Source organism: Ruegeria sp. AH3 (assembly GCF_056536265.1).
Genome location: NZ_JBQFJL010000001.1, coordinates 2,630,654 through 2,646,251 on the forward strand (window position 1 = coordinate 2,630,654; position 15,598 = coordinate 2,646,251).

Consider the following 15,598-nt stretch of genomic DNA (forward strand, 5'->3'; position numbering starts at 1 on the left):
GATAGTACGCATTTTAGCTGTTAGCGCGCTGTTAAGGGCCGGTACGGTACGTGTTGCATTACGGACCGATGCAATAAAAGGGCGTGCCGATGACCATTTCCTCTTCGCTGAATGCCGGTGTGGCGGCGTTAAAGGCCAATGCCAACAGGCTGGCCACCATCTCGGACAACATCGCCAACTCTTCGACATTTGGTTACAAGCGGGTCGAGACTGATTTTCATTCCATGGTCACGTCGGGTCAGGGCGGCAGCTATTCGGCGGGTGGCGTCCGGACCACCAGCCAGCGGATGATCGATCAGCGTGGTTCGCTGGTGACAACCAACAACTCGACCGATCTGGCCGTGCGTGGGCGTGGCATGTTGCCGGTGCGACCCAGCTCTCAGATCGCGTCGGGTTCGAACGAGATGTTGTTAACCACGACCGGTTCGTTCCGCACCAATGACGAAGGATATCTGGTCACCGAATCCGGCCTTGTGCTGCTGGGCTGGCGTGCCGCGGCGGATGGCTCGATTCCCAGCGTTCCACGGGACACACCCGCCGCATTGGAACCCATCCAATTGAGCGTCAATCAGCTGTCAGGTGCGCCGACCACATCGATGAATCTGCGCATGAATTTGCCCGCTACCGCGACCGATGCTGGCGCTCCGGGTGATACGCAACCCCTTTCGGTCGAGTATTTCGATAATCTGGGCAAATCCGAAAGCGTCGATATCGAACTGATACCCAACGTCCCAGCAACAGGGTCCAGCAAAGAATGGACTCTAACGCTACGTGATTCTGCATCTGGCGGCGCTGTGATCGGGGAATACACACTGACTTTCACGGACAGCCGCACAGCCGGAGGAACCCTGGCCAGTGTCACAGCAGTGTCTGGCGGGGCTTATGACCCGGCAACCGGCAGCTTCGTTGTCAACGTGGCAGGCGGCCCGATGGAGATCAATATCGGCGAGATCGGTGATGCAGACGGGATTACCCAGTTGTCGGATACGTTTGCCCCGGTGTCCATCACACGCGATGGTTCGGCCGTAGGTACAATGACCAGTGTTCAGGTCGATGAGAACGGATATGTCTACGCGTTCTACGACACCGGCGTCAGCCGCCGCATGTTCCAGATCCCACTGGCTGATGTGCCAAATCCGAATGGTCTTACAGCGTTGGATAGCCAAACCTACGCGCCTTCGCGCGACAGTGGAACGTTCTTCTTGTGGAACGCCGGAGAAGGCCCAACTGGCGATCTTGTGTCTTTCGCGCGCGAGGAATCGACCACCGACGTCGCAACCGAGCTGACCTCGATGATCCAGACCCAACGGGCCTATTCCTCAAGCGCCAAGGTCATTCAGACCGTGGATGAGATGCTGCAGGAAACCACCAACATCAAACGCTGAACCAACATCTAGCCGACCAAAGGGAGTCGTCCGATGAACATGTCGACAGCACTGAACAACGCCCTTGGTGGGCTGAGCGCGGCGAGCCGCGGAGCGGCGGTAATCTCGGGAAACATCGCAAATGCGCTGACACCGGGCTATTCCCGAAGGTCGCTGGAACTGACAACCAGCGCAATCTCAGGCAACGGTGTACGCGTTGCGGGGATTACACGGCATCAGGATCCGGTTCTGCTGGCCAACCGCCGCACGACCGATGCGGAACTTGCCTCTACCAGACCGCTGTCGGCGTTCCATTCAGGCTTCGAAAATCTGGTAGGCACTGCCGACGATGCCATATCGATCGCGGCCAGATTGACGGATTTCGAAAACAGCTTGACCACGGCTGCCAGCCTCCCCGGTTCGACCCAGCGCCTGGATCAGGTGGCCCGCGCCGGGCGCGCGTTGAGCACCGCGCTCAATCAGGCATCTGAAGGGGTTCGGAAGATGCGATCCGATGCAGATCGGACAATTGGCGAACAGGTCGGCACTCTCAACCAGACATTGCAGGACATCGAACAACTGAACGCGCGCATACCCGCCATCCGGAATTCTGGCGGAGATATTGGCGCGCTGTTGGATCAACGTCAGGTGCTGGTTGACCAGATCAATGAACTGGTGCCCGTGCATGTGGTCGCCCGCGACAACGAACAGGTCTCTCTCTATGCCGACGGTGGTTTGATTCTGTTGGAAGGGACCGCCGCCACATTCTCGTTTTCGACAACTGGCGATACCATGCCTCATATGACAGTCGGCAACGGGTTGTTGTCTGGGCTTGAAGTCAACGGTCAGCCCGTTCGCATCACCGGAGATTTCGCGCAGATAAGGGGCGGGGCGCTGATGGCGCAGTTCGAGATCCGCGATAGCCTGGCAATCGAGGCGCAGACCGACCTGGATACTGTTGCCCGAGATCTGATCGAACGGTTCGAGACTGCGGGCCTTGATCCAACCACGACGGCGACCGATCCCGGCCTTTTTACCGATGCAGGCAACCGGTTTGATCCTGCCACGCAGACAGGTCTTGCCTCGCGTATTGCGCTGAACACGATCGTTGATCCCGACTCGGGAGGCGACAGCTGGAGGCTGCGCGCTGGTCTGGGTGCCGTTACACCGGGCGCACCGGGTGAAGCCCGTCAGCTGCAAGCGTTCAGTACAATTCTGACCGAAGCGCGACCAATAGCGACAGGTCTTGGCACAGGCAACATGCGCGCCACCGATTTAGCTGCAGCCCTCATTTCGCAGGCCGGGGCCAGCGCACATGCTGCTGATACACGCAACACCTTTGCCACAAACGCTCAGCAAAGAATGGAGCAACTAGTAGCCGAACAAGGCGTCGACAGCGACACCGAGTTACAAAACCTGATGCAGATCGAACAGGCCTACGCCGCGAATGCCCGCATCGTGTCGGTGGTCGATGAACTGATGGACATCTTGCTGAGGCTCTGAACATGACATTGAATTCTATTGGCGATCTGGCACGCGGCCTGACCCTGCGAACCCGCAGCACTGAGATCAAATCGCAGATCGAAACCCTTTCTTATGAAATGTCATCGGGCAAAGTGCAGGATATCTCGGGCCGACTGGCGGGCGACTATTCGCATCTGCTGGCTCTGGAACGCAACCTCGAACGGTTGCAGGCCTTTTCGGTCGCCACTGCCGAAGCTGGATTGTTCACCGATGCGATGCAACTGAGCCTGAAAACCTTCGGTGAGTCCATGTCTGAAGTCTCTGCGTCGCTGCTGTCGTTCGGGACCGCCAATCAGACGGTGACTCATGAACAGGCCTCCGTTCAGGCACGAAACGAGTTGGACACGATGATGTCGGCCCTAAACAGCCGTGCAGGAGGGCGAAGCCTGTTTTCCGGTACCTCAACCGATGTTTCGCCCCTGCCATCAGCCGATGTGCTGTTGAACGCGTTGCAGACAGAGCTGAGCGGGCTGACCACGGCAAGCGATATCCGACAAGCTGCCGAGGATTGGTTCAATGACCCCGCCGGGTTTGATGCGGTGATCTACCGGGGCAGCGCGACACCGCTTTCGTCAATGCAAATCTCCGAAAACGAACGGATTGATCTGCCGATCACGGCAACTGATCCCGCTTTGAAGGCCGCAGTTCGCGATGTCGCAGTCGCCGCGCTCGCGTCCGAGGATGCATTGAACTGGTCCCCCACGCTGCGTACAGCATTGTTTACCCAAATGGGCGTTGATCTTGCCAACGCACAAGACGCCACGATCAAGATACGCGCCGAAGTTGGTGCGGCCGAGGCGCGCATAGAGCAGGCCGCGATTCGCAACGCTGCGGCAACAACCAGCGCCGAAGGTGCAAGAAACAACCTGATTTCTGCTGACCCCTACGAGACTGCAGCCCGGCTGCAAACCGTACAGTTTCAGCTGGAAAGCCTCTATTCCGTCACCGTCCGCAACGCAAACCTGTCGCTGGTGAATTTCCTGAGATGAAGGTTCTTGCCCTGATACTATGTTTGCTGCCCGGCATCGTCACCGCCGGGGCGATCCGCCTCAAGGACCTGGTGGATTTTGACGGCGTGCGTGGCAACGATCTGGTGGGTTACGGCTTGGTTGTCGGATTGAACGGAACAGGCGATGGGTTGCGCAATTCGCCCTTCACTGAAGAAATCATGTCCAACATCCTCGAACGGCTGGGCGTCAACGTGAATGGTGAGGATTTTCGCCCAAAAAACGTGGCCGCCGTACTGGTTACCGCCAGCCTGCCTCCTTTCGCGCGCGTCGGAGGGCAGATTGATATCACGGTCTCCGCCATCGGAGATTCCAAGAGCTTGTTGGGCGGAACGCTGGTGATGACGCCCCTCAACGCAGCGGATGGTCAGATTTACGCAGTAGCACAGGGCACTGTGCTGGCGGGCGGCGCGGTTGCCGAAGGTGAAGCGGCCACCGTTACGCGCGGCGTGCCGACCTCGGGAGTCATTCCCTCTGGCGCTCGGGTTGAGCGCGAGATTGATTTTGAGCTGTCCGAATTAACGCAGCTCAGACTGGCCTTGCGGGAACCGGATTTCACAACAGCGGGTCGCATCGAAGCCGCCATCAATGCTGAATTCAATCGCGCAGTGGCGCTGATGCGGGATTCCGGAACGGTCGAGTTGAGCATCACCGCGACACAGGCGGTCTCAACGGCACACGCGATTGGCCGGATCGAAAACATCCTTGTCGAACCCGAGAGCAAAGCGCGTGTGGTCGTGGATCAGAGGTCAGGGACTATTGTAATGGGTCAGGACGTCAGGATTTCGCGTGTTGCTGTGTCGCAAGGGAACCTGACGCTGACAGTCGAAGAAGCCCCCATTGCAGTGCAACCCAACCCGTTTGCCCGAGGTGAAACGGTTGTCGTCCCCCGTACTTTCGCCGGAATCGAAGAAGAAGAAGGCACCGGCCTGGCCGAAATCCCCGAGGCAACCACACTCTCCGAGGTGGTTGCAGGCCTGAACGCATTGGGGGTTTCGCCACGTGACATGATCGACGTCCTGAAAACGATCAAAGCCGCAGGTGCCCTGCACGCCGAGTTCATCGTCAGATGAGCGGGCGGCCTCGGGCCGCGTCACACACGCGCTACTTTGATTTCCAACTGTCAATCCAGCGACGGAAACCTCTGCGCTTTTCGCCGATCGCATCGCCTGCGGCATAGATACCGTCTTCCATGTTCTCCAATACAGGATCAATCCGTTTCTGCCGAAACCGGCGCCACCGGACCCAGATCGCCCAGAGAACGGCTGCGAGCACGGTCAGGAAGATAATGTTGAACCAAGGGATGATCCGCACATCCGGCCCATCAACATGCCGGATGAATACAGCGTTGGGAAAGATCGACATGAATTCATTGCGCCAGCCATAGTGGGTTACAACCACCCAATCCGGATTGTCTTTGGTGGATTTGGCATCGTTCGCCTCAGTATACAGGTTCGCGGTATCGAACTTGAAGTAGGGCGGCCAACCCCAGCCGGTATCCTCGTTGCGATAGACGATTGGTTTGCCATTGGCGCGGACGGCCTGAATGAACTGCACGTCGCGATTGGACAGGCTGGTCGATTGATCCTCGGGCTCGGACCAGAAAATCCGGGTCCAATCATTCAGATCCTGTCGTTCTTCATAGGTATTCACGATCCGCACGATGTCATGCTGCGGCAGCGAGTATTGCAGGATCGCGCCAACGGTGACCCAAAAGATGATAATGAATGCCCATTTCACATAGGCCATGCCGTACCTCTCACATGTAATTCACTATATAGATCAGCGCGCCGATCGCCACCCAAGGCACGATATAGATGCCCAGGATCAGCTTGCGCCGGAACGAGTTATCATAGACATGCAGCCCCCGCGCGACAAAGGCATCCTTGTCGCCGGTCTTACCCTTTGCATCCCACCAGTCCTCAAGCTTGCGGCGACGCACACCGCGCGAATACAAGGACAAAGCGACATAAGCTATCGTCTGGAGGATCAGCAGGATCACTATCAGGCGCATCGCTCCGAACATCTCAACCCTTCCTTATCGCGCCCCAAGGACCAACCCGAGCAATGACTGCATCACTGGCACGATCATTGCCGCTCATGTCCGGCTCATGCCCGAACAGTGCGGCGCGGGCGCCTGATTTGTCCACCTGATACTCGCGCGCGAGGAAGTCGGCAACATAGGCTTTCTTGCTCTCGGGCCAGGATTTGTAGGTGTTGTAGAACAGCTCTTTGTGGCAAATGAACAGCTGCCGAGGATCCAGCGGGGCCAGTTCGGAAAGGAGCATGTTGACCAGATCCCGATGCGGCGTATCGGTTGCACGCAGCGTGTAGAAATAGGCCGGATGATCCGAGGCGATGCGCGGCCATGGCCCCCCATCGGTTGCCCAGCGCAGAAGTTGAGCAAGCCCGTGATACGCCTCAGGCAGGCGATCCGCGTGGTTTCGCGCCAGACGGCGCATATCGCTGCGATCAAGTCCCGCCAAATCGACATCCGCATCCGCAGCGGCGGAAATGGTCAGAAAATCCATTTTTTGCTGAAGGATCGCCGCCGAGTTCACGCCCCGCGCTTCGATGATCGTTTCTACCAGATTATTCAATCCAAGGAACTTGGCGATCTGATTGTGCTGCGTCTTTTGAAACACGTGCTTCAAAGGCAGATCGTCCGGCGTTTCGCCCTTGCAAATCGCCGCCGGGTGATCGAGATCGGGAAACAGATAGAGCCCACCGAAATGCGCGGTCCAGAAATTCCGCTGCTCGAACGCAGTGTGGCGCAGGCGGACGGGGTTGCGGGTGACGTCGCCGGTTTCCTTGGCCGTTTCGATCATCTTGGCGATCAGAACGTCATCGAACCAGGCGTCCTCTTCGGTTTTGAACCGTTCGACCATACCCGCCAGTTGCTCAGCCTTGCGCAGAGTGCCGCCTGCGGTATCAGCCTCGATTTCGATCTTTTTGATATTGAGTAAATCGCCCGGCGTGGTGAGTTTGATGACCGAATTCACCAGCTCTCCGGCCACCGCATCGGTGGCGGTGAGGGCGAACAACTGCGCCTCGTTCATCTCGATGAATTCACGCAGGATATCGCGCGAGGTCGAGAATTTGACGTTCAGCAAAGGCGCGCGTTTCTGCTCGGTCGTCAGCAGGATGAACTGCCGGTTGACCCCATTGGGATTGAGGTAAAGCTCGTCTTCCAGCTCAATCCCCACCTCTGGCGAATAGCCCGAGATATCGACATGGAAATCCGTCAGCGCCGTGGTCTTGCCCGCCAGATGCTGCAGCGCGCGGTTATAACGCTCGACTAAGGCCGGGCTGGAGATGTGGACGAGGTTGCCGAACATCAGGCCTTTTTCGATGAGGCGGATCATGCTTCATCTCCCCAATACCGATCATTCTCTAACACTAACTGTAGGGCTATTCGAGCCGCGCTGAACTGCGTCCCTGCTAGTTCTTCACGTTTTGCTTCTGAAAGTCTTTCTTGAAGCTCCTCGATCCGATCAGCTATTCGTTTTAGCTCAAAAATGCCCTCACTTCTGTTGGGGGTCTTCTCAATTATAAAGCTCTCCCTTTTCTCAAGTCCAAGTTCATAAAACCCATGGAGCAGTTTGCGACAGGAAATTTCAAAAGAAACAATGGGTTCATTATCTGGTAAAGTGTCGAAAAGGCCAATTACCCGCCCACCTTTCTCAGAGTGGTTGAGGGTCCAAAGATGACTTTTAAGTCGTGAGAAATGTCGATTCCAATTTTTGACCAAAGCAAGAAATTCATTTTCTGCTCGAATTTCATCTCTCTGTTTTTGCTCGTCTTTTAGAACCGCAACTTGCTCAGAAAGTGCATCCGCAGTGCGCTTCGACTCCGCCCTTGCCAATCTCAGTTCTTCTCGTTGCGCAGCCAGCTCACGCCCTTGGAGCAGTACGGTTACAATAATCCAGACGAACGCTAATGAACCAAACAAGCCTGCGAAAGTGTCACCTATTTCATTGGTTGGTGCCTTCCAAAACTCACAGAACCGGTTGGCACAAGATCCACTAGTTACGGCATCGGAAAACGCAACCGCAATCCAAAACGCCAAGAAAACGCCGGTCAAGAAGTAGCCAATTATCATCGGAGCAGAGCGCCACGATGTAAGGTCGCTTTGCCTCAATGTTTTACCCCTTCCCCTCCAGATACCGCCGCTTGGCCTCTTCCATCCGGCCCATCTCGCGCACGGCGTTCTCGATAGCGACCTCGTCACTCTTGTCGGCATAGCGGAACTCGCTGTCGGCGTAGCGGTTGATCTCTTGGATCACCATTTCCACGGTGATCGACTGGCGCAGGTCCTCGATCATCGCCTTCTTGGTGTCGTAATCGCGGAACAGGAACAGATCGGGGTTCTCCATCCACTCATCCGGCAGTTCGAAGTCCATCGCGCGAACCTTGACCGCGTCGGTGATGTTCTTGATCGCGCGGCCGGTAAAGCGCTCATCGGCCTGCTGGATCGCCTTGAGATAGGTGCCCAGCTTCGCAATCGTGTCCATCTGGCCGATCTCGCCGGACACCCGGTCATAGACCTGCAGCAAGGCGTCCTCATGCGGGCGGGAATGGCTTTCGAAACTGGCGGCGACGGCCTTCTTGATCTCCTGCGCGGCATAGGCTTCGTGTGCGCCCAGCGGGATGTCGTGGTTGCGGCCCATCAGCAGGTGCAGGATGTCGATGTAATCCTCGCGCGTCTGCGGCCCGTCCACCAAGAACCGCGCGCCCGCCCGCTGGCGCAGGGCATCGTCGACGTTCTCGGGGTAGTTCGAGAACATGCCAAAGGTGCAGTTGCCGCGCACGACGGTATTAGCGCCGGCAAAACTCTCCATCAGCACGGCGGTGATTTCCAGTTGCCCGGCCGAGGACTGCCGGTCACCGCGTTTGCCCGCCAGTTGGTCGATATCGTCGATGGTGCCGAACCCGATGACCGAGGGGTCGATGATCGTGTTGATAAACGCTTTGGCGTTCTGGCCGGACTTGCCCTGATAGCTATCGATATTGTCGGTGCTCAGGTTCTGATAGCGGAACGGATAGCCCGCGTTCTGGCAATAGTCATTGATCAGCCCGGCCATCATCTGGATCAGCGTGGTCTTGCCGGTGCCCGGTTTGCCATCGCCCATGAAGGTAAAGATGAACCCACCCAGTTCAGCAAACGGGTTCAGGCGGCGGTCGAAGTCATAGGCCATGACCATCTTGGCCAGCTTCATCGCCTGATACTTGGCGATGTGGTTGCCGACCACCTCGTTCGGCTTCTTGAACGTCATGGTCAGAGTGGTGGATTTGGCTTTGGAGGCCGGTTCGAACCCCCGGATCGTCAGATCATCCGCCTCGATATGCCAGGCGGCGTTCTGGAACGGGGCCAGATGGCCTGCGGATTGGGCGCGCAAGGCGGCTTTTTCCATCAGCTGTTCGGCATAAGCGCTGGTGGCAGCGATCAGGTGCGCGTCGTCGGGCGCGTATTTGGCGAGGACTTGGTCCAGCTCCCAAAGCGCGCCGTGCAGGGCGAGTTGGCCGTTGTCAGTCAAGACCTCTTCGATTTCGCCAAGATCAACAGTGGTTTCGCCAAGATGCGAGGATATCAGATAGGCCAATGCGTTGCCGAAGGTGTGTAAAGTGATCAGCGCCTCAGCCGTCAGCAATTCTGAGAACTCTGTCTTTCGGGCGGCTGGCAAATCGCCCGCTAGGTTCGCACGTTTCAGGTCAGCCAGGGGGGTCTGCTCGGCGTACGCCTCGGCTACGGCCAGTGCGATGGCAATAGCACGACGGATGGCCTGTTGCGTGGTCGCCTGCGGCGGAGACACCAGTGTATCGCCATCATCCGAGGCTTCGATCCGTTCGACCAGATGCACTCCGTCCTTCCGCACGGTGCTCCGTGTTACCAGCCCCGGCGTTGTCGACCGAAACCTTCGACCCGTGGTCACGCCCGGAGACCGTTCAACAGCGGTCTCAACTGCCTTTGCAATCCGCGGAGCGTGCTCGAAACCGTTCAGCAAGGCGGTCGCTGCGGGATAATGCTTGCGAATATCGTCTTCGCGCAATTCCATTTGATCTGACGTCAAACTCATTTCAAAATCGCTTTCACTGTCTTCAATATCTCAAGACCTGCCCGGCCTTGCTGACGACGAACTTGCGTACGTCGACAAAACCCGGCGGGTTGCGTTCGGCCAGCACCTGAAACGGTCGCTGGGGCAGGATGATCGAGCGTTGGGTGCGCGTGGCCCCGGTCTCGGCCCCCTGCCCGCCGAACGGGTCCAGCGCAAAGACTTCGCGCTCGACGGTCGAGAACCACCCGGCGCGTTCTTCAATCACCTCTTCGCTTTCCAGTTCTTCAGTGGTCCAGGCCAGTGCCCAGTCCTGACCTTGCGGAGACTGCGCGTCCTCCAGCACTTGCCGCAGAGGGCCGGATTGCTCGGTATAGGCCGAGGAATACATCGGCCCCACATGGATGCGGCGCATGTGTTTGGGGTGCAGGTCGTCGAAATCCTGATCGAACCCTTTGGCTATGGTCACCAGTTTCAACCCGCCCAGAGACTGCGCCATCAGATGCGCCTGCACTTCGGGCCAGCGGCGTTGGTCTTTGGGAAGGGCGGTTTTGCCGCTATCCTCCAGCTGCATCAGATAGATGACCGGCAGGTTGATCTGACTGTCATAGACCGCCCAATGGATCATGAACTTGCGCCGTTCGCCCTCATTCCCGATCCAGTGGCATTCGGGATCGTTGCGGGCCCAGAACAGCTGACCTTTCAGCAATTCCTCGTAATAGAGCCTTTGGGACAGCGCGAATTGCAGTTTGGTCGGGATTTCCTGATCGCCAATGATCGTCCGCACCATGTCGGTTTTCAGGTCGTCTTCCGAGGGCATATTCGCCAGATGCACCTGCGCCTGTTGCGCATCATTGGCCATCGTCAGCAGCTCGGCCGCCACCGGAAACCCGCTGTCGCGCTTGTCCATGGCGAGGCTGCCAAAGAACCGCCCGGTATCGCGCCCGACCAGCAGGTACTTCATGCTGAGCGCTCGGAAGGTGTAGAGCAGCCCTGAGAGGTAGCGCGATACGATTCGCACCTCTTGTTTCGAGATCGCGCCTTCGGCCTCCATCGTCGCGGCCACGCGCAGGAGGTGGACGGTGATCACCTCGAATTTGCGGAAATAGCGGCGCGAGGCAAAGGTGTCGGTCAGACCGACATGGTCTTGGGTGGGGTCAGTCATTATCCACGCGCTCTTTTCTTTGTCGGCGACCGAACAACTTCTCATCAAGCTGTTCAAGCTTGATGAGACCGTTGGCGAACAGAACGCAGAGGCAGAATGTCACCAAAAGAACACCCGCTATCAGCACAAGTTTAGTCACCAAATGGTCTGGCATTAAATTAGCTGTCAGAAGAAGCAAAGTTAGGAACCCGCCAAAGACAACAAAGAGAATCCCTATTCTGAACCTGTCGCGTATACCCTTTGGCTTGCCTTTGGAACGGAACGTCACTGAAGCGCCTCACCCGCCATACAAATTCTTATCATGCTTCTCGACAATCGAGGCGAACCGGCGGGCAAAGCGTTCATCCGCCTTGGCCTTTTTCTCCAGCACGTCGCGGGCAAAGACCATGTGGTCCTCATGCGCCTCGAGCATGTCGGCCATTTTCTGGTTGGTCGCGGTGCCGATAGCGGCCATGGCGGTTTGCGCCTCTTGGTCGGTTTGCACACCGATCTCGTTGATGCGGTGGGCCACGTCCTGCTGCTGTGCAGTTTTCAGCGATTTGGTCAGGGCGTCATACAGCACCACGCGTTGTTGCGTGTCTGTCTGCAGCTTGTTGATCAGCACCATCTGCGTCGCCGCCTGATTTTGGAGTGAATCGACCCAGGTTTTGCCCTTTTCGATATAGCGCTCCAGCGTCTGAGACTTGGCCAGCTTGACCTGCTCTTCCTGAACCTTGGCGTTGTACTGCTTGTTCAACTCGGCCAGTTCAGTTTCCAGCTGGGTCCGCGCAGCGGCGTCCTGTTCGACGCTGATTTTGTTTTCCAGCGTGATGATTGTCGGGTCCATACCCTGAATCTCGGCGCGCAGTGCTTCCAACTCGGCCACCGTCGCCTCACGGTCATCCAGCGTGACAGTTAGGTTGTCTTCGACCTTGACGCGCTGTTCCTCCAGTACCGACAACTGCCCTTCCAGCAACTTTACGATCACATCGGACTTGGCGATCAGGTCCTGCAGCTTGTCATCAATATTGGCGGTGCGCATGCGTTCCTGCCGCATGGACTCGGATTTGGCCTTGGCGAAGATGCCGACGAACGACTCCCACCCGGTTTTCGAACGCATTTCGTCGAAATCCTTGGAAAACGCGTTGGTCACGTCGTCGAGCCCCATGATCAGCTCGGCGATGTTGGCGTTCATCACCTCGGTATGGGCGTGCACATCTTCCAAAGTGGCATTTTCAATGTCGATATCCGCCTCGGCGGTTCCGATCTTGGCACGAGCTGCTTCGATCCGTGAGGTCAAGCCTTCAATCTGCGATTGGCTTTCGCGGACTTTCTGTTGCGTCTCTTGAATCAATGCTTCGAATTGCTGGTTCGACATCTGCTATCCCTATTCTTCTTATCATCCAATGACATAGAGAATGTTATGGCAATTTACATCCCCTTGGGTCTCCAAATCACCAAGACTGTGACAAACTCGACGCCAAAAAGATAGACGCAGAGACAAGGCCGAGACACATTGCCTGCTGGTTTTCAGAAGGGAAAATAGAAGCGCTTGGTTTTCTTAAGTTGAAGCTGCCGATGGGCAAGCTCAGTAGTTCGAATACCGGAAATTAACCACAGAATCATCTTGAATAGCGCAATGGGCTTTTATGTGGCTCCGCGCATCATTGCTGTCCTTCGAGCGCGCGACCTCCAAATCAATCAGATCGATGCCATCAGAATTCGTCGTATAGGAAAGCGTCCGCTCAAAATCGACGGCATAGTAGCCTTGATTGCTCATGGCGGTGTGGGTCCGATGCATACAAAGCCCGATCGCATTCTCCTCGGGCGAAATATGCGGGTGCTTCTGGTATTTTGATCCGTGCTTGTGATGGTGTTTGGCGATCGACGCTCCCAGCACACCCAACGCGACCCCAGCGATAAGCGCTCCGGTATCGTTGGCACGGGTTGGTGTCGCGGTCAGTGTGGTCGATGCAACAACGGCACAGACTATAGCGGCAAAAACGGATTTCATTCGCATCTATTTCGTCTCCCTCTGAAGGCAGTGAACAAAATTCAGTTCATTGAAGTGTTCCAGAAGAGACTAGCCTGACGACCTAAACTATTGCCAGATCTTAGTGAGAACGTGCTGCCCGCCATGTCCGGGGTCACGTTGGATACAACTTCGCCCCGCGCCTGGAGGAACGCGGGGCGTGTGTTGCGATAATCCAGAGAGGAAGAGATTACCGCAAGGTGATCAAATGCCTCAGTTCACGGCCTTGGCGTCAACTACGTCCTTTTCGATGGCCTTGGCCGAAGAGATCTCAATCTTGCGCGGTTTCAGGGCCTCAGGCACCTCGCGCTTGAGGTCGATGTTCAGCATGCCGTTTTCGTGGCTCGCGCCGGTGACGCGCACGTGGTCGGCCAGAGCGAAACGGCGCTCGAATGCGCGGGTGGCGATGCCACGGTGCAGATAGCTGCGCTCTTTGTCTTCAGCGGCTTTCTTGCCAGAGACGACCAGCGAGTTCTCTTTCACTTCGACCGACAGATCGTTTTCCGAGAAGCCGGCGACAGCAACAGAAATCCGGTAGGTGTCGACGTCGGTTTTCTCGATATTGTACGGTGGATAGCTGGGCTGAGCCACGTCGTTGGTCAAAACCCGGTCCATCATATCTGCAACGCGGTCAAAACCGATGGTTGCGCGGTGCAGCGGTGCAAAATCAAATGTACGCATGTGTCATATCCTCTTCATTGAGCGATTTGCGAATGTGCCCTCCGTTTTGGACGGGCGGTGATTGCACGGGCCCCTGTTCAGGCGACCCGATACAGCTCAGATGGGAAGAGAATTGGCGCGGTTCAAGACCCGCCTGCGCTGATAAACTTGGCGCCAGAACTTGATTTGTCAGTCCCCGGCTGCAGCCTGCGGATTGTCGCAGTCGGACGCGGCGCATCGCGGCGCATCATAGCCTTCAGTTCCGAGACGATGCCTGAAAGCTCCATGCCGTAGCCGATCTTGCGACGGCCGTCAGACGCACCCGCAGATACAACCGAGAGAATCTGCCAGCGTGGCCCGTTCTTGGCCAGGATCGCGGAACCGGACGATCCGAATGTGATGTCGCAATCAAAACTGATCAACCCCTGCCCGCGCTGCAAAATCTGGCACGATCGCTGACGCGTGATCGCCTCGGCCCGACCGCGCCCGTATGAGGCGACGCTGATCTCGCTGTCGGTGACCCGCCCGCTGAACAAGGCGAACGGATCGGCGATGGCATAAGGAATGGGCTCTTCCAAGCGCATTAGAGCCACATCAACGCGGATTCTGGGCACGGAAACCGGGGCGTTGGCGATGAAATCTGGATGCGCGGCGATCTGGATAACCTTGCGTTCGGCAAGAGCTTCACCATCACTTAACCCTGCGCGAAAGGTCACCTCTCCGGGGGCATAAGGTTTACCGGTTGCTTTGTTCAGTGCGCAATGCGCGGCCGTCAACACCATGTCCTTCGCAATCAGGGTGCCAGTGCAGAAGCCACTGCTGCCGATATCGAGCCGACCGACCGCCTCCCAACCGTAGAGATCATCGCGATCAGTCAGACGTCGCTTGCCACTGTTCTGAGCGTGCGCGGAAGTGAAAAGAACGGAAAAGATCAATGAAAAAATAAGAAAGGATCGGGTCATGGTTTCAGAAATTTCGCTCCTAGATTCTTGGAACCGTTGACCGGTGATGCGTTCAGGCCGCGTCCTTGCGACAACTCGGCTTGCAGCAGCTCAAGTGACTGATCCAATGCGGTACCCAGCGCCACGCTCTTGCCGTGCATCTCGGCCTTGGCAGCCACGACAGAAACAATGCGCGGACGCTCACCATCGAATGAGAAGATTGGCGCCCCAGAAGACCCAAAATCGACATCGCAGGACATCACCAGAATACCGGCCTGACGCGCCATGACCGAGCAGACCTCTTGCAGTGACGGTGCCTCGGCCCGGTCATGGGCATAAGATACTACACCCACGTCCTCGCCGTTTGACGGGCGATCTCCCGTTTCGAATGGCATGACAGCGGTATTCCGGATCGGCTGCCGCAGCTCGATCAATGCAATATCGTGACGCACCCGCGTAGCCGAGGACCCGCCATCATATTCGTACTGGGGATGCACAACAGTGCGCTGTGCTGCCCGATAGGCCAACGCGTGACCCAACCGCCAGCCAGCCAGAAACTCGATCCGTGCCGGATCAATCGGTTGCTTTGTAACCTTGTCGAACAGACAATGCGCTGCCGTCAGCACCAATGTGGGCGAGATCAACGCCCCGGTGCAAAATCCGGTTCCGTCGATATCCAGACGCCCCACAGCCATCCACGCGCGTCCAGCATGCGAGGTCTCAAGGCGTTCCAGCCCGGTATCCTGTGCCTGCGTGGCCATGGGGAGCAGGCTGAGTGCAAAGGCCGTGATCCAGTTGCGCACGTGGGTCTCCGGTCATTGGGTCCGGCCCCGAGTCGTACGCGCGAGGTGCGGCAAAATTAGGGCAGCACCG

The 15,598-nt window shown here is 57.2% G+C and carries 16 protein-coding genes; 4 read left to right on the forward strand and 12 right to left on the reverse strand.

What is annotated here, in order from left to right; genetic code table 11:
• Positions 1-89 precede the first annotated feature (89 nt).
• Genes ACR3EM_RS13290 through ACR3EM_RS13305 form a run of 4 tightly spaced genes read left to right on the forward strand, consistent with a single transcriptional unit; the run spans position 90 to position 4,968 of the window.
• A complete protein-coding gene (locus tag ACR3EM_RS13290) occupies positions 90-1,385 on the forward strand; it encodes a flagellar hook protein FlgE (protein WP_480471134.1) in 1,296 nt (431 codons plus the stop codon).
• A 33-nt stretch (positions 1,386-1,418) separates the two neighbouring features.
• Positions 1,419-2,867 (forward strand): flagellar hook-associated protein FlgK, encoded by a 1,449-nt coding sequence (flgK, locus tag ACR3EM_RS13295; protein ID WP_480471135.1) that lies wholly within the window; start codon positions 1,419-1,421, stop codon positions 2,865-2,867.
• 2 nt (positions 2,868-2,869) lie between these two features.
• Positions 2,870-3,877 (forward strand): flagellin, encoded by a 1,008-nt coding sequence (locus tag ACR3EM_RS13300; RefSeq protein ID WP_480471136.1) that lies wholly within the window; start codon positions 2,870-2,872, stop codon positions 3,875-3,877.
• A complete protein-coding gene (locus ACR3EM_RS13305) occupies positions 3,874-4,968 on the forward strand; it encodes a flagellar basal body P-ring protein FlgI (protein ID WP_480471137.1) in 1,095 nt (364 codons plus the stop codon). The genes ACR3EM_RS13300 and ACR3EM_RS13305 overlap by 4 nt, the downstream gene beginning before the upstream one ends.
• 31 nt (positions 4,969-4,999) lie before the next feature.
• Here ACR3EM_RS13305 and ACR3EM_RS13310 read toward each other — a convergent pair whose 3' ends face one another.
• The 12 genes from ACR3EM_RS13310 to ACR3EM_RS13365 form a co-directional block, all read right to left on the reverse strand.
• Complete coding sequence (locus ACR3EM_RS13310; RefSeq protein WP_480471138.1) at positions 5,000-5,644, reverse strand: DUF1523 family protein; 645 nt, start codon at positions 5,642-5,644, stop codon at positions 5,000-5,002.
• A 10-nt stretch (positions 5,645-5,654) separates the two neighbouring features.
• Complete coding sequence (locus ACR3EM_RS13315) at positions 5,655-5,921, reverse strand: hypothetical protein (protein ID WP_480471139.1); 267 nt, start codon at positions 5,919-5,921, stop codon at positions 5,655-5,657.
• A 1-nt stretch (position 5,922) separates the two neighbouring features.
• Positions 5,923-7,260 carry a DUF6638 family protein gene (locus ACR3EM_RS13320; RefSeq protein ID WP_480471140.1) on the reverse strand — a complete coding sequence of 446 codons (1,338 nt, stop codon included), beginning with the start codon at positions 7,258-7,260 and terminating at the stop codon, positions 5,923-5,925.
• Positions 7,257-7,979 (reverse strand): hypothetical protein, encoded by a 723-nt coding sequence (locus tag ACR3EM_RS13325; protein ID WP_480471141.1) that lies wholly within the window; start codon positions 7,977-7,979, stop codon positions 7,257-7,259. The genes ACR3EM_RS13320 and ACR3EM_RS13325 overlap by 4 nt, the downstream gene beginning before the upstream one ends.
• Before the next feature lie 61 nt (positions 7,980-8,040).
• Entirely contained in the window at positions 8,041-9,972 is a 1,932-nt protein-coding gene (locus ACR3EM_RS13330) for an AAA family ATPase (protein ID WP_480471142.1), read from the reverse strand.
• Positions 9,973-9,994: 22 nt separating this feature from the next.
• Positions 9,995-11,113: a hypothetical protein gene (locus ACR3EM_RS13335; RefSeq protein WP_480471143.1), complete on the reverse strand. Its 1,119-nt coding sequence runs from the start codon at positions 11,111-11,113 to the stop codon at positions 9,995-9,997.
• Positions 11,106-11,381, reverse strand: a complete 276-nt coding sequence (locus ACR3EM_RS13340) for a hypothetical protein (RefSeq protein ID WP_480471144.1) — start codon at positions 11,379-11,381, stop codon at positions 11,106-11,108. Before ACR3EM_RS13340 ends, ACR3EM_RS13335 begins: the two co-directional genes overlap by 8 nt.
• Before the next feature lie 9 nt (positions 11,382-11,390).
• On the reverse strand, positions 11,391-12,470 hold the full coding sequence (locus tag ACR3EM_RS13345; RefSeq protein WP_170423295.1) for a coiled-coil domain-containing protein: 1,080 nt from the start codon (positions 12,468-12,470) through the stop codon (positions 11,391-11,393).
• Positions 12,471-12,680: 210 nt separating this feature from the next.
• The gene (locus ACR3EM_RS13350; protein ID WP_480471145.1) at positions 12,681-13,112 is read right to left on the reverse strand and encodes a hypothetical protein; all 432 of its coding nucleotides are present in this window, start codon (positions 13,110-13,112) and stop codon (positions 12,681-12,683) included.
• A gap of 225 nt (positions 13,113-13,337) precedes the next feature.
• The gene (locus ACR3EM_RS13355) at positions 13,338-13,805 is read right to left on the reverse strand and encodes an Hsp20 family protein (protein ID WP_480471146.1); all 468 of its coding nucleotides are present in this window, start codon (positions 13,803-13,805) and stop codon (positions 13,338-13,340) included.
• A 122-nt stretch (positions 13,806-13,927) separates the two neighbouring features.
• Positions 13,928-14,719 (reverse strand): trypsin-like serine peptidase, encoded by a 792-nt coding sequence (locus ACR3EM_RS13360; RefSeq protein WP_480471147.1) that lies wholly within the window; start codon positions 14,717-14,719, stop codon positions 13,928-13,930.
• A 23-nt stretch (positions 14,720-14,742) separates the two neighbouring features.
• Entirely contained in the window at positions 14,743-15,528 is a 786-nt protein-coding gene (locus ACR3EM_RS13365) for a trypsin-like serine peptidase (RefSeq protein ID WP_480471148.1), read from the reverse strand.
• Positions 15,529-15,598: the final 70 nt, after the last annotated feature.

Coding starts and splice junctions, on each gene's coding strand:
- ACR3EM_RS13305 (WP_480471137.1), top strand. CDS start 3,874: ATGAAGGTTCTTGCCCTGATACTATGTTTGCTGCCCGGCATCGTCACC.
- ACR3EM_RS13335 (WP_480471143.1), bottom strand. CDS start 11,113: ATGACTGACCCCACCCAAGACCATGTCGGTCTGACCGACACCTTTGCC.
- ACR3EM_RS13300 (WP_480471136.1), top strand. CDS start 2,870: ATGACATTGAATTCTATTGGCGATCTGGCACGCGGCCTGACCCTGCGA.
- ACR3EM_RS13330 (WP_480471142.1), bottom strand. CDS start 9,972: ATGAGTTTGACGTCAGATCAAATGGAATTGCGCGAAGACGATATTCGC.
- ACR3EM_RS13355 (WP_480471146.1), bottom strand. CDS start 13,805: ATGCGTACATTTGATTTTGCACCGCTGCACCGCGCAACCATCGGTTTT.
- ACR3EM_RS13315 (WP_480471139.1), bottom strand. CDS start 5,921: ATGTTCGGAGCGATGCGCCTGATAGTGATCCTGCTGATCCTCCAGACG.
- ACR3EM_RS13345 (WP_170423295.1), bottom strand. CDS start 12,470: ATGTCGAACCAGCAATTCGAAGCATTGATTCAAGAGACGCAACAGAAA.
- flgK (WP_480471135.1), top strand. CDS start 1,419: ATGAACATGTCGACAGCACTGAACAACGCCCTTGGTGGGCTGAGCGCG.
- ACR3EM_RS13290 (WP_480471134.1), top strand. CDS start 90: ATGACCATTTCCTCTTCGCTGAATGCCGGTGTGGCGGCGTTAAAGGCC.
- ACR3EM_RS13310 (WP_480471138.1), bottom strand. CDS start 5,644: ATGGCCTATGTGAAATGGGCATTCATTATCATCTTTTGGGTCACCGTT.
- ACR3EM_RS13320 (WP_480471140.1), bottom strand. CDS start 7,260: ATGATCCGCCTCATCGAAAAAGGCCTGATGTTCGGCAACCTCGTCCAC.
- ACR3EM_RS13350 (WP_480471145.1), bottom strand. CDS start 13,112: ATGCGAATGAAATCCGTTTTTGCCGCTATAGTCTGTGCCGTTGTTGCA.